This is a genomic window from Nitratireductor sp. XY-223, assembly GCF_004959855.1.
In the GTDB taxonomy this organism is placed as follows: domain Bacteria; phylum Pseudomonadota; class Alphaproteobacteria; order Rhizobiales; family Rhizobiaceae; genus Hoeflea_A.
In genome coordinates, this window is sequence record NZ_SPNT01000003.1 from 660298 (window position 1) to 673413 (window position 13116).

The 13116-nt window shown below is 61.8% G+C and carries 11 protein-coding genes; 9 read left to right on the forward strand and 2 right to left on the reverse strand.

The window, feature by feature from the left end; translation table 11 throughout:
* Nucleotides 1-118: 118 nt before the first annotated feature.
* From E4M07_RS14805 to E4M07_RS14845, 9 genes are all read left to right on the forward strand, one after another.
* A complete protein-coding gene (locus E4M07_RS14805; protein WP_136659105.1) occupies nt 119-1486 on the forward strand; it encodes an ABC transporter substrate-binding protein in 1368 nt (455 codons plus the stop codon).
* Nucleotides 1487-1645: 159 nt separating this feature from the next.
* Nucleotides 1646-2656, forward strand: a complete 1011-nt coding sequence (locus E4M07_RS14810; protein WP_136659106.1) for a sugar ABC transporter permease — start codon at nt 1646-1648, stop codon at nt 2654-2656.
* Between the two features lies 1 nt (nt 2657).
* Nucleotides 2658-3809, forward strand: coding sequence for a carbohydrate ABC transporter permease (locus tag E4M07_RS14815; RefSeq protein ID WP_136659107.1), 1152 nt, complete (start codon nt 2658-2660; stop codon nt 3807-3809).
* A 27-nt stretch (nt 3810-3836) separates the two neighbouring features.
* Nucleotides 3837-5489, forward strand: a complete 1653-nt coding sequence (locus E4M07_RS14820) for an alpha-glucosidase family protein (RefSeq protein WP_136659108.1) — start codon at nt 3837-3839, stop codon at nt 5487-5489.
* A gap of 27 nt (nt 5490-5516) precedes the next feature.
* Nucleotides 5517-6611 carry a sn-glycerol-3-phosphate ABC transporter ATP-binding protein UgpC gene (gene ugpC / locus E4M07_RS14825; protein ID WP_136659109.1) on the forward strand — a complete coding sequence of 365 codons (1095 nt, stop codon included), beginning with the start codon at nt 5517-5519 and terminating at the stop codon, nt 6609-6611.
* A 76-nt stretch (nt 6612-6687) separates the two neighbouring features.
* Nucleotides 6688-7266: a DUF6362 family protein gene (locus E4M07_RS14830; protein ID WP_136659110.1), complete on the forward strand. Its 579-nt coding sequence runs from the start codon at nt 6688-6690 to the stop codon at nt 7264-7266.
* Nucleotides 7267-7403: 137 nt separating this feature from the next.
* Nucleotides 7404-7880, forward strand: a complete 477-nt coding sequence (locus E4M07_RS14835; protein ID WP_136659111.1) for a hypothetical protein — start codon at nt 7404-7406, stop codon at nt 7878-7880.
* On the forward strand, nt 7877-10207 hold the full coding sequence (locus E4M07_RS14840) for a hypothetical protein (protein ID WP_136659112.1): 2331 nt from the start codon (nt 7877-7879) through the stop codon (nt 10205-10207). Before E4M07_RS14835 ends, E4M07_RS14840 begins: the two co-directional genes overlap by 4 nt.
* Before the next feature lie 150 nt (nt 10208-10357).
* Nucleotides 10358-10999 (forward strand): hypothetical protein, encoded by a 642-nt coding sequence (locus E4M07_RS14845; RefSeq protein WP_136659113.1) that lies wholly within the window; start codon nt 10358-10360, stop codon nt 10997-10999.
* Between the two features lie 64 nt (nt 11000-11063).
* Here the strand turns inward: E4M07_RS14845 and E4M07_RS14850 are convergent, their stop codons facing one another.
* Together E4M07_RS14850 and E4M07_RS14855 are read right to left on the reverse strand one after the other, a co-directional pair.
* A complete protein-coding gene (locus E4M07_RS14850; protein ID WP_136659114.1) occupies nt 11064-12551 on the reverse strand; it encodes an NAD(P)/FAD-dependent oxidoreductase in 1488 nt (495 codons plus the stop codon).
* Nucleotides 12552-12649: 98 nt separating this feature from the next.
* On the reverse strand, nt 12650-13102 hold the full coding sequence (locus E4M07_RS14855) for a cupin domain-containing protein (protein WP_136659115.1): 453 nt from the start codon (nt 13100-13102) through the stop codon (nt 12650-12652).
* Nucleotides 13103-13116: the final 14 nt, after the last annotated feature.

Here is a 13116-nt window from a genome sequence, read left to right on the forward strand (position 1 = left end):
AAGGGTCGCCGATGGCGGCATTTTGAACCCAATTCAAACCGCTTTGAATTTTCGGATTGAAGACTGATTTAACTGTCGGTGCGGGTTAACCGCACAGTGTAATTCGGGAGGAATTGTCATGAAGAAAAGCACCGCTGTAGCGGCGTTCGTGTGCGCGCTCGGATTGGGCACCGCCCTTTCGGGAATATCGCATGCGCAGGAACTCGCGTTCAAACCCGGCGAGGACAGCCGCTTCAATTGGGCGAGCTATGAAGCCCTGAAGGGCATGGATCTCTCCGGCGAGAAGATCACGGTTTTCGGCCCCTGGACCGGCGCCGACCTTGAGCTCGTTGAAGGCATGATCGCCTATTTCGAAGCGGCGACGGGTGCCGATGTCGAATACACAGGATCGGATTCCTTCGAGCAGCAGATCGTCATCGACACGCAGGCCGGCAGCCCGGCCAACGTCGCGGTCTTCCCGCAGCCGGGCCTTGCGGCCGACCTGGCGGCCAAGGGCCTGCTGGCCCCGCTTGGCGACGAGACCCGTGACTGGGTTGCCCAGAATTATGCGGCCGGTCAGTCCTGGGTCGATCTCGGAACTTATTCGGACAAGGACGGCAATGCCGGCTACTTCGCCTTTCCGTTCAAGGCCGACGTGAAGTCTCTGGTCTGGTATTCGCCGGAGAACTTCGAGGATGCGGGCTATGATGTGCCGCAGACGATGGAAGAACTGAAGGAACTGACCGACCAGATCGTTGCCGATGGCGGCACGCCCTGGTGCATTGGCCTCGGTTCGGGCGGCGCCACCGGCTGGCCGGCGACGGACTGGGTCGAGGAGTTCATGCTGCGTACCCAGGCGCCGGATGTCTATGACAAGTGGGTCCGCAACGAAATTCCGTTCAACGATCCGGCGGTCATCGGTGCCATCGAGGAATTCGGCGCCTTCGCCCGCAACGACGATTATGTCGACGGCGGTGCCGAGGCTGTGGCCACCACCGACTTCCGCGACAGCCCGAAGGGCCTCTTCACGTCGCCGCCGAAATGCTACATGCATCGCCAGGCCTCGTTCATACCGTCCTTTTTCCCGGAAGGCACAGTGCTCGGCGAGGATGCCGACTTCTTCTACTTCCCGGCCTATGCGGGCAAGGATCTCGGCAAGCCGGTTCTCGGTGCTGGAACGCTGTTTGCGATCACCAAGGACTCCAAAGGTGCGCGGGCATTCATCGACTATCTGAAGTCGCCGATCGCCCACGAGGTCTGGATGGCGCGCTCCGGCTTCCTGACCCCGCACAAGGGCGTGAACCCGGACACCTACGCCAATGAGACCCTGAAGAAGCAGGGCGCGATCCTGACCGACGCGACGACGTTCCGCTTCGACGGTTCCGACCTGATGCCCGGCAAGATCGGAGCCGGTGCGTTCTGGACGGGAATGGTGGACTACGCAGGTGGCAAGCCGGCCGCTGACGTGACAGCCGAAATCCAGGAAAACTGGGACGCGCTGAAATAACGCCAGCACCTGCTGCGACTGCGTAAGGCCCGGGCTAGTCCTCCCGGCCCGGGTCTTGAATTCGCGGACATCTTTGTTCGCGGGTCAACGGGAGGCGTCTATCCAACACCGTTTTACGATCGCCTTTCTCTCTTTGGGGAAGCTTGAAAGGGCAGAGCGATGAATCAGCTGGTCTTTGCAACAATTACAATGGTTCTCGGCGTCGCCGGTTGTGCCGCCTATTTCCTGTTCTCGAACTGGATACTGGACACCATTTTGCCTTCCAAGGAGGGGGACGGCGAACGGGCGATCCGCAATCTCAGGCTGGCCAACACGATACGGCCCTGGCTGTTCCTCGCGCCGGCTCTCCTGGCACTCGGGGTGTACCTTTTCTATCCGGTGCTTTCGTCGCTGCGGCTGTCCTTCTTCGGACGCTCCGGCGAGGAGTTCGTGGGCGTTTCGAACTACGCCTGGATGCTCGCCGACGGCGAGTTCCACGAATCGATGCTCAACAACATGCTTTGGCTGGTCGTCGTTCCCGCCGCCGCGACGTTCTTCGGTCTGGTTATTGCAGCAATGACCGACCGGGTCTGGTGGGGCAACATCGCCAAGAGCCTGATCTTCATGCCGATGGCGATCTCGTTCATCGGCGCGGCCGTCATCTGGAAATTCATCTATGACTATCGCGAGGAGGGCACTGAACAGATCGGCCTTCTGAACGCGCTGGTCACGTTCTTCGGCGGCGAGCCGCAGGCCTGGATCACGCTGCCCTTCTACAACAACTTCTTCCTGATGGTGATCCTGGTCTGGATCCAGACCGGTTTCGCCATGGTCATCCTGTCGGCGGCACTCCGCGGCATTCCCGAGGAGACCATCGAGGCGGCCGTGATCGACGGCGCGAACGGCCTGCAGATATTCTTCAAGATCATGATTCCGCAGATCTGGGGAACGATCGCCGTTGTCTGGACGACGATCACCATTCTCGTGCTCAAGGTCTTCGACATCGTGCTTGCGATGACCAACGGGCAATGGAACACGCAGGTGCTCGCCAATCTCATGTTCGACTGGATGTTCCGCGGCGGCGGCGATTTCGGCCGTGGCGCGACCATCGCCATCGTCATCATGGTTCTGGTGATCCCGATCATGGTCTGGAACATCCGCCGGGCAAACGCCGAAATGGAGGGCCGTTGATATGGCTGCTGCAGCTTCCGCCAAGTCACCGCTCACCTGGGCCGTCCATGCCGGCGTGCTTTTCCTGGTGGTCATCTGGACCCTGCCGACCTTCGGCCTGTTCGTGTCGTCGCTTCGCGACAAGGACCAGCTTGCCGTCTCCGGCTGGTGGACGGCGCTGACGGCCTCCGAGCAGCGCAAGATCGGCCGCTCCGGCGCGCCCGACACGCAGATCGAGGAAGACGGCAAATACGTCCTTCAGGGCAATGTCCTGGAAGGCGCCGGAGGCACGATCACCAAATTCGGCGTGCGTTCTCAGCAGCCCGCGGCTTTCGATGTCGGCGAAACCGCTGAAATGCCGAGAGGCGAAATGATGACCGTGGAGCCGGACGGCGACTACCGGCTCGTCTCGGACGAGCCCTGGACCGGCTCGCGCGGCAAGCGCATATTTTATACGGTCACCGCGCCGCCGCGCTTCACGCTGGAAAACTATTCGAACGTGCTTCGCGCCAACGGGCTGGGGCAGTCCTTCATCAACTCGCTGACGGTGACGATCCCGTCGACTGTGATCCCGATCCTGATTGCCGCCTTCGCCGCCTATGCGCTGGCGTGGATGAAGTTTCCGGGCAGGGCGCTGCTGATCGCCGCCGTGGTCGGGCTGCTGGTCGTGCCGCTGCAGATGTCGCTGATCCCGCTCCTGCGCCTCTACAACGAGGCGGGGCTGATCCTCGGCGTGCCGGCCAAGACCTATGTCGGCATATGGCTGGCGCATACCGGTTTCGGCCTGCCGCTCGCCATATACCTGCTGCGCAACTATATCGCCGGTCTTCCCCGCGAGATCATGGAATCGGCCAAGGTCGACGGCGCCAGCGACTTCGACATCTTCCTGAAGATCGTGCTGCCGTTGTCCTTCCCGGCACTCGCGTCATTCGCGATTTTCCAGTTCCTGTGGGTCTGGAACGACCTGCTCGTGGCGATGGTTTTCCTGGGCAATGGCGACGACCAGCTCGTGCTGACCGGGCGTCTGCGCGAACTGCTCGGATCGCGCGGCGGCAACTGGGAGATCCTGACGGCCTCGGCATTCATCAGCATCATCGTGCCGCTGATCGTGTTCTTCGGACTGCAGCGGTACCTGGTGCGCGGACTTCTCGCCGGATCGGTCAAGGGTGGCTAGTCAATGACAATTGTGGACAGGAAATTGATGTCTGAGCGTGTTTCTTCCTCTTCTCCGGTCGATACGGACTGGTGGCGCGGTGCTGTTATCTACCAGGTCTATCCGCGCTCCTTCCAGGACACGGACGGCGACGGGACAGGTGATCTGAAGGGGATCACCGAAAGGTTGCCGCATATCGCCTCGCTGGGTGTCGATGCGATCTGGGTGTCTCCGTTCTTCAAGTCGCCGATGCGCGATTTCGGATACGACGTTTCCGACTACGAGGACGTCGATCCGATCTTCGGAACCATCGGCGACTTCAAGGAGATGGTCGACCGGGCGCACGACCTCGGCCTCAAAGTGATGATCGACCAGGTCCTGTCCCACTCGTCGAGCGAGCATCCGTGGTTCGTCGAAAGCCGCAGTTCGCGCATCAATCCGAAGGCGGACTGGTATGTGTGGGCCGACGCCAAGCCGGATGGCTCGCCGCCAAACAACTGGCTGTCGATCTTCGGCGGCTCGGCCTGGCAGTGGGACACCGGGCGCAGGCAATATTACCTGCACAATTTCCTGGCCTCGCAGCCGGATTTTAACCTTCACAATCCGGACGTTCAGGATGCCCTGTTGTCCACGGTCCGTTTCTGGCTCGACCTTGGCGTCGACGGTTTCCGGCTGGACACCATCAACTTCTATTTCCATGACCCGGAGCTGCATGACAATCCGCCGCTGGTTCCCGAGATGCGCAATGCAAGCATCGCGCCGGACGTCAATCCGTACAACTTCCAGGACCATCTCCATGACAAGAACCAGCCGGAGAACCTGGAATTCCTGAAACGGCTGCGCCGCCTTCTCGAAACCTATCCGGGCTCCGCGGCCGTCGGCGAGGTGGGCGACGCACAGCGCGGCCTGCAGATCGTCTCCGATTACACGTCCGGCGGCGACAAGGTCCACATGTGCTACAGCTTCGATCTTCTATCGGCGACGCCGCCGACCGTCGGTCACCTGAGCAAGGTGGTCAGCGATTTCGAGACAACGGTCACCGACGGCTGGGCCTGCTGGGCGTTCTCCAACCACGACGTGCGACGCCATTCGACACGCTGGTCCGAGACCTTCGGCGACACGCCGAAGCACCTGAAACTGCTTGCCGGCGTGCTGCTTTCGCTGCGCGGCTCGGTCTGCGTCTACCAGGGCGAGGAGCTCGGACTTCCGGAAGCCGATCTGGAATTCGAGGACCTGCAGGATCCCTACGGCATCGAGTTCTGGCCGACTTTCAAGGGCCGCGACGGCTGCCGGACCCCGATGGTCTGGAGCTCCGATGAAAAAAATGGCGGATTCTCCTCCGGCAAGCCTTGGCTGCCGGTGCCGCAGGGGCATCGGAACCTGGCGGTGGACCGGCAGGACGGCGATCCGGATTCGGTGCTCGCCCATTACCGGCGCTTCATCGGTTTCAGAAAGCTTCATCTGCCGCTGGTCAAGGGGTCGGTCGAGCTCGACGGCCAGAACGACAAGGTGTTCTGTTTCCGCCGCCGCCACGGCAACGAGACCATTTTGTGCGCATTCAACATGTCGGACGAAACGCAGACCGTCCGCATAACGGAGGGTGCCGTCAGCACGTTGCGGGACAGCGGCTTCGGCGGCACTGCCGACGGTCAGACCATTACCATTCCGCCGATCGATGCCTATTTCGGCCTCGTCGGATAGGCGCGGAACTGAGGAGGGAGAATTACGATGACGGGCCTCAAGATAGCCAATGCCAAGAAAGCCTACGGCGATGTCGAAGTCCTTCACGATGTCAATCTCGACATCAAGAGGGGCGAATTCATCGTCTTCGTGGGACCGTCCGGCTGCGGCAAGTCAACGCTTCTGCGCATGATCGCCGGCCTCGAGGAGATCACCTCCGGAACCATGGAGATCGAGGGAACCGTGGTCAACAACATGCCGCCCTCGAAGCGCGGCATCGCCATGGTGTTCCAGTCCTACGCGCTCTATCCGCACATGACCGTCTACGACAACATGGCCTTCGGCATGAAGATCGCCAAGGCCTCAAAGGACGAGATCGACGAGCGGGTGCGCGCCGCCGCCGACAAGCTGCAGCTCACGCAGTATCTGGAGCGGCTGCCGAAGGCGCTCTCCGGCGGCCAGCGGCAGCGCGTCGCCATCGGCCGCGCCATCGTCCGCGATCCGAAGGTCTTCCTCTTCGACGAACCGCTGTCGAACCTCGACGCGGCACTGCGCGTCGCCACCCGCATCGAGATCGCCAAGCTGAAAGAAAGCATGCCCGATGCGACGATGATCTACGTCACCCACGACCAGGTCGAGGCGATGACGCTGGCGGACCGGATCGTCGTGCTCTCCGGCGGTTATGTGGAACAGGTTGGCGCGCCGATGGACCTTTACGAGGACCCGCATAACCTTTTCGTCGCCCGTTTCATCGGCTCGCCCGCCATGAACATCCTGCCGGCGACCATCGAGCAGACCGGCGCCCAGACGGTGGTGGCGCTGCAGTCGGGCGACCATGTCAGCGTTCCGGTTCCCTCGGCCGAGGCGATGAAGGGCGCTTCCGTCCACTTCGGCGTTCGGCCCGAGGATTTGCGACTGGCCGATCCGGGCGGCGGCGTGCTGCACGGTACCGTGTCGATGACGGAATCGCTGGGCGAGGTGACGCTCGGTTACATGGACGGCACGGGTTCGGACGAGCCGATGATCGTCAAGCTGCCCGGCAACCAGGATATCCAGCGCGGCCAGCAATTGTCGCTGGACGCGGATCCCGACAAGCTGCATCTCTTCAATGACTCAGGCATATCGCTGCGCCATTTGAACTGATCGCCGAATTTGGGATTATCGGCTTGCCGCGTTCGTGATATGTTCCTGCGCATAATCTGCAGGAACATCGAAGACGATGAGCGCCAATCCCCAATTTGAGGACTGGACGGCAAAAGCCGTCGAACATCGCGTCGTAGAAGCAGCGGAGACGCTTGCCTTGTGTCCGCGCGCGCTCGGGCCGAAGGCCTTCGGCAATGCGATGCCGGAGCCGCTGCGCCGCCAGATCGATGCCTATGCGTCAAACGCGCCGCGATACCGGCGGCGCCCGTCCGCCGGCGCGATCGACCGCATGGAAGCGTGCTGGGCCTGGATCAACGCGCTTGAGGACGAGGCGGAGCGCCGGCTTCTGTATGACTGGGCGCGCGCCAAATGCGGGCGTGGCCGCTCGCTGCACTTGCTTGCACAACTGGAAGGCGTGAGCGGGCGTACGCTGCGGCGGGAAATCACGCGCATCTGCACGGCCATCGCCAGTTCACTCAATCGCGCGCACTTGCCCTGGCAAGGCGGTCCTGTGGAGCCGGCGAGGGGCTCGGGCGCCGAAGCCCGAAAGCGTGCCGAAACACCGAAATACAGCACGCATTGGCGCACATCGGAAGCGCGGCCCGAAATCGATCCATCCCTGCCACCGTCGCGCACCTTGAGGCGGTGGACTTGAAAAATGTTCCATATTTGTTCTTTTTTCTTGCTTGTGACAAAAGAACCTCCCATACTGCGCCTGCAATTCTGGATTGAATTTTTTCGCTCGAACAATTCAACGGCGCCGGGCCGATGGCCCGCCGCGAGGACCACATGATGAGTGAAGACGAAGGAGACTGCCCGCCGCGGACCTTGTATCCGTGGGAACACGAGCTGGAGCGCATGGTTGAGGAGCGCAAGGCGCGCGCCCTGCGCGAGGGCAAGGACGAGAAATACTACCTGAGGCCCGACCCGGACAAGAAGCTGACGATCGAGGACTGCTTCCGCTATATCCGCACCGCGCAGTCGATGCCGGAGGTCTGGGACGCTTTCACGAACATGTACATTCCGACCGACGAGGAAGAGGCGGCGGGCTATGAACCCTCGGAGGAGGACGACAACCGGCATGTACTTTCAGTCTGGTTTCAGAGTTGGTACCGGCTCAAGTTCCATCCGGATGTACCGAAACCTGCACTGTCGAGTCCAGGTGCCGTTATCGAGTTGTACGCTCAAGGCACTATTGACGCTCTGTTCGGACAGCAGGCCATCGACTATATGCACAAAAGCCCGTATATCCAAAAGGGTGACGAATGATCTACCTCCTCGATAAGAACCCGCTTGAGGAACTCTACAAGCTCTCCCTGCACAAAGGTCTGCCGGGCGGTACCGATGTCCTTGCGCCATTCAGGGCGAAAGGGTCCGCTATCGTCGTCCTCCAGGATACGCTTAATGAGGTGAGGGGCACATGGAAACGGGTAGCAATCGAAACATGGTTAAAGAGCAACGGTGTTGAAATTGCAGAAGAACAAATGGAGAACGATGCCGCCCGTGCGGCGGCCAAGCGGAAATATCTCGTCAGCCAAAAAGGCGCGCGGCGGCAATCCAAACAAGGATCCGACATCGCGATGTTCGTCTACCTTGACCAGAAGCGCGGGGACGGCCGGCAATACGCGTTGGTCGGGCGCGACGCCGACTGGGCCGATTATCGAACGAAGGTCAAATCTGAATTCGTCAATTCCAGGCACCACTCCTATGCGGGTCTCGCGCCGATCTATGTCGAGGAAGTGCTCAACGGCCGAATGAGCACAGCGCAGCTCGCGGGCCTGTTCGATCACATGTCGGTGCATGATCTGCCCGACGAGTACGGCCTCGGACTTTCCGAAATCAAGGACCGGCTGCAAGCGGAAAAGAACAAGAAGACCGCCCGCAAGAAACCGCGGCGGGTCGAGCAGCTCAAGCTGAAGCTTCTGGAGGATTATGTCGAGCGCGCGCGCTCTGCGGCGCGCAAGGAAAACGGCAAATACAGGTTCTCGGCCAAGGAGATGCGCAATGCGGCAATCGTTGGCGGGGTCAGCGGCGGTGTCCTGCTGGAAGGCATGCGCCAATTAAGCGGTCCGGCCAATGCGCTGGAAATCGGCCTCGTTTACAAGGAAGTAAAGGGGCACCTGGATGCGGGCAGGGAGGATGAAGCCTTCAAGACGATTGCCCGCTTTGCGGCCGAGACCGCCGGCGGCAGCGCGGCCGGCGCGGCGGCGGCGGCGACCGCCACGATCCTTGCCGGTGCGGCCGGCATCACGGTTGGCCCCTGGGCGTTGCTGGCGACGGCGCTGGTGGGCGGTGTCGCGGGCAGCCTCGCCGTCGGCGAGCCGGCTGAGGAGCTGGCGGCGGATTTCGCCCGTCACATGGCCAGCCGCCACGGCGAGGAAGCATTTACCTTCGACATGCTGACGCGGGAGGCGCGGCGCTTTACCGCCGCGCGTGGCGTCGACCCGGGCCGCTTCGATGAAGCGTTTAACCCGCAAAAGACAGGTCGCCCGCCGGCACCCACGCAAACGGGCGACAAGACGGATCGCCTGCGCCGTGGCAGGCCGAGCATCGTCACCCTGCGCAGTTTTGCCATTGATCCGTCGGACCCGTCCTATTTCGTCCATGACGACTCGCACTATTTCGATGTCCGCGACGGCCTGGGCGGCGAATGGCAGATCGCGGTGGACCACACGGCGATCGACGCGGCCCCGGTCGTGCGCGAGGACGGCCATGCCATCAAGCGCATCGAAATCGATGACGGCACATTCTTCTATTCACTCAAATCCCGAAGGATCTATGCCTATATACCGCGCGTCTATCCGGCGCCGCGCAAGGGCGAATCCGCCAATGGCCGCCGGGCCGTTCCCGCGCCCGCGCCGCCGGACTTCCTCGCGCCAGCCTCGCCGCATTACGATCCCGAAATGAAAATCGACTTTTTCGGCACGCCCATGCGGGCGGGCGATTCCGTCGATGGCGACCCGGATGTGGGCGATGTCAGCTATTTCCCGGATGACAACGATGCCAGCCTGACTTCGGGCAGCCGGCAGCCGCGATTCCGCAAGGTTCCGATCATGGACCTGCTGTTGAGAGACGGGGTGCTGCGCAACGAAAAGGGTGAGGTGATCCGCGCCTCGACCGGCAGGCCCGCCGATCAGGTCTATGACCGTTTTGTCAACATGCAGTTGCTGGACCGTGACGGCAAGCCGGTGGAAGGCGGCACGGGGCGCTCCCGCGCCGGCCTTCGGTTCATTCTCAATAACGGTGCGGATGCGGCGCTCGGCGATGTCTTCCGGCGGGCGGTGCAGTTGCCGGATGCGCAGGGCAATATGCGCGGCCGCAGGCCCTTTATGAAGAACGAGGGCCAGCCCTTCTACTGGATTTTTCGCAGCGACCTGCCGTCGCCGGAGGATTACGTGCTGCAGCGCAGCGGCTTCGAGCCGGGTTATCTGCGCAGCAGACAGGAAGCCCTCAACCGCTTTGTCAGGCCCGCTCAAGCAGGAAGGCCGGCACTGCCCGCCATCGTGCCCATGCCCCGGCCAAGGCCCCATCGGCCGTTGCCAAAGACAGGCCCGGTTCCGAAAACGAAGCCGGGAAATGAACCGACCGGTCCGTAACCCGTTGAGTCCGAACGGGAATCGCGACCGGGCGTTCACGAAATTATTACAACCACTTGTTCGGCGGCCCGCCGTCACCATATGAAACCGTACGTTTGTTCCGGAATGTTTTGACGGAACGGCCCCCCGGGGCAAAACACGGAGCTATTGATGCGACTTATGACCGTTGCCGCGGCGGTGCTGGCGGCCGGAGGGGTGACTTTTGTCGGTTTGGCATCGACGGAGACCCGTGCGGTGGAAGAAGGTATCGCGCAGACCAGGACAGACGGCTGGACGACAACCCGATACAGCCGTTTCGGTGACTGGGAATCCATTTGCGAAATTCGCCAATCTTCAAGCAATGGCAATGCGTCCAAGGTGGAAGGCGGCGTGGATGAGCGCTGTTACCTGCGGCTTGTCGACCGGTTCGGTCCGCCGCAGGACTCCGGCGCCCATGATCGATTCGGCGCAATCAGCGCGATGATCCAGCCGCACGAAAACGGGCTGCGCATCACGTTCCAGATGGAAAAGGGCCTGAAATTCGAAAAGGGCGGCTTTTACCTGGCGCGCGAGAATTTCCCGGTCTGGCGCCTCGACATACATACCTGCCTTGAGAGCGGTGTGTGCAGCTTTTCAGGTCCCGCGGCCCGGGCGCTTGTCCGCTCCTTTTCGGACCAGTCCGCACATGCGCTGCACATGTATGTCAAATTCACCGACCGCTACGACCAGACCCTTGTCCGCAAATGGCCGATGCTGCCCTTTGCCGGCGCATTCGCCGACTTTGAGCAGAATGTCCGATTGACGGGCATGTAACCGCGATGCCGTTGAACTGAAATCATGGAGCGCGGCGGGGCAGGGCGGCCCCGCCGCGCTTCGTTCAGGCCGCGGTATAGTCCGGTGTCGTCGCCAGGAACCGCGCATAGGCGTCGGCATTCGGCGGCGAGAGGTTTTCCGCGAGCGGGTTGCGCCTGCGCTTGCTGGCACCCATGTCGGCGATCAATTCATCGAAATGCATGAAGTGGAACGGCGCCGAGCATAAGCCGCCATAGACCTGCGCCGCCGGCCGGCCGTTGCGCCGCCAGTCCAGCATCATGTCTATATTGTCGCGCATCTCCTCGGCGCTCGGCTGGTTCTCCAGCATGCCGTCGGCGTAGCGCACCAGCCAGTTGGCCGAAAGTTCGGCGCTCAGTACCGTGCAGAATGACGAATTGAAGCCGACAAAACCCATATCCGGCAGGTCCGGATTGGCGATGATGCGGTAAAGCCGGTATTGGCCGTCCGGCTCGACGAGCTTCTCGCGGTATTCCTCCGGCAGGAACGGCACGCCGAGCTTCCATCCAACGGCGAGGATCGCGACATCCGCAGGAACGGTTTCCCCGCCGGTCAGCCGGATATGCCCGGGTTCGTATTCCTCGAATGTGCCCTGGATGGCCTTGATGCGCCCCTTGGCGATCAGGTCGAAGAAGCCGGGCGTCACGATCGGCACCGAACAGTTGACGCCGTCCTCGATGCGGGTCTTCGGCCGCAGCCCGGTCTTGTTGAGCTTGAGCTGCATCGTCAAGAGCGATTCAAGCGCCCGCCAGTTTGCCCAGATGAAGGGCGCCGCAATGGCATATTTGAACCGGTCGAGCGCCGACAGCCCCCAACCCTGGAACATGTTTTCCTGCTTGCGGATATAAAGGATGCGCTTGAAGTTGATCAGGCCGCCGATGAAGTAGGGGATGCGCCAGACCGATTCCAGATAGACGATGGTCACCGATTTGGCGCCGCCATTGGCCGCATGGACGGCGATGTCGGTGGCGGACTTGGAGAAGCCGAGCACGACCACGTCCTTGTCCCTGACCGTTTCAGGATCGGTGTATTCCGACGAGTGCATGACCGACCCGCCGGCCGCTTCGAACGCCTCCTGACCGGGATGGGTAAGGATGTTCTTCTCGCTGAACTGCCCGGTGCACACGGCGACAAAGTCGAAGTCTTCCGTGCTTGTCGCGCCGTCATGCCCGATTTCGAGGCTCCAGCCGGGCGCGCCGTCGGCGCGCCGCGCCATGGAAACGACGCTCGTGTTGAAACGGATATGATCGCGCAGGCGGTAATCCCCCGCGTAGCTGTCCAGATAGGCGTGGACCTGCGGTCCCTTCGGCCATTCCGGATAATTGTCCGGCATCGGCTTGTCGGTATAGCGGTAGAGATCCTTGGGGCTTTGGGTCTGCACATCCGGATAGGAGCGCGACGGCTCCCAAACGCCACCCAGATCGTGGCTGCGCTCCAGGACGGTTATCTCGTGTCCCTTGTCCTTGAATACCTTGGCGGCGGCAAGGCCGCTGACGCCGGCGCCGATGATCGCGACTTTCTTGCGCTTGACCATGGCATATCTCCCTCATTGCCTGCCGACGGCGCCGACAGGTTTTGTTGTCTTTCGCTGTTGGCCCGGGCCGGACGGTTCCGCCCGGCCGGACCGCCTACTCATTCATTGGCTTCGGGCGGCAGGAAATCGACCTCGTGCTGGGCGGATATCTTCACGACTTCCTCGGGGTCCTCGAGATTGTGCAGGTTGTTGAACAGTTCCTCGAGCTTTTGCGCCGGCGAGACCCAGAACAAGGCCCGCGCCGGCTTGTCCGACTTGTTGAAATAGCCGTGCGGAATGCCGCGCGGCATGCGCACCAGGTCGCCGGCCTCGGCCTTGACCCACTGGCCGTCGAGCTTCAGGTCGAGCACGCCTTCCTGCACCAGGATGAATTCGTCCTGCGTCGGATGCACATGCACCGGCACGAACTGGCCGGGTTCGGAGTTCGTCTCGAATGCGAAGGTCGTGTCGCAACAGGCCTTGGGGTAATAGGTCTGGCCAAGGATGTTCCAGGTCTTGCCGGCATAGCCGGTCCCGTTGCGGGTGATCCCCTTTTCCAGATCTTGCGTCATGGTTTCCTCCCTAT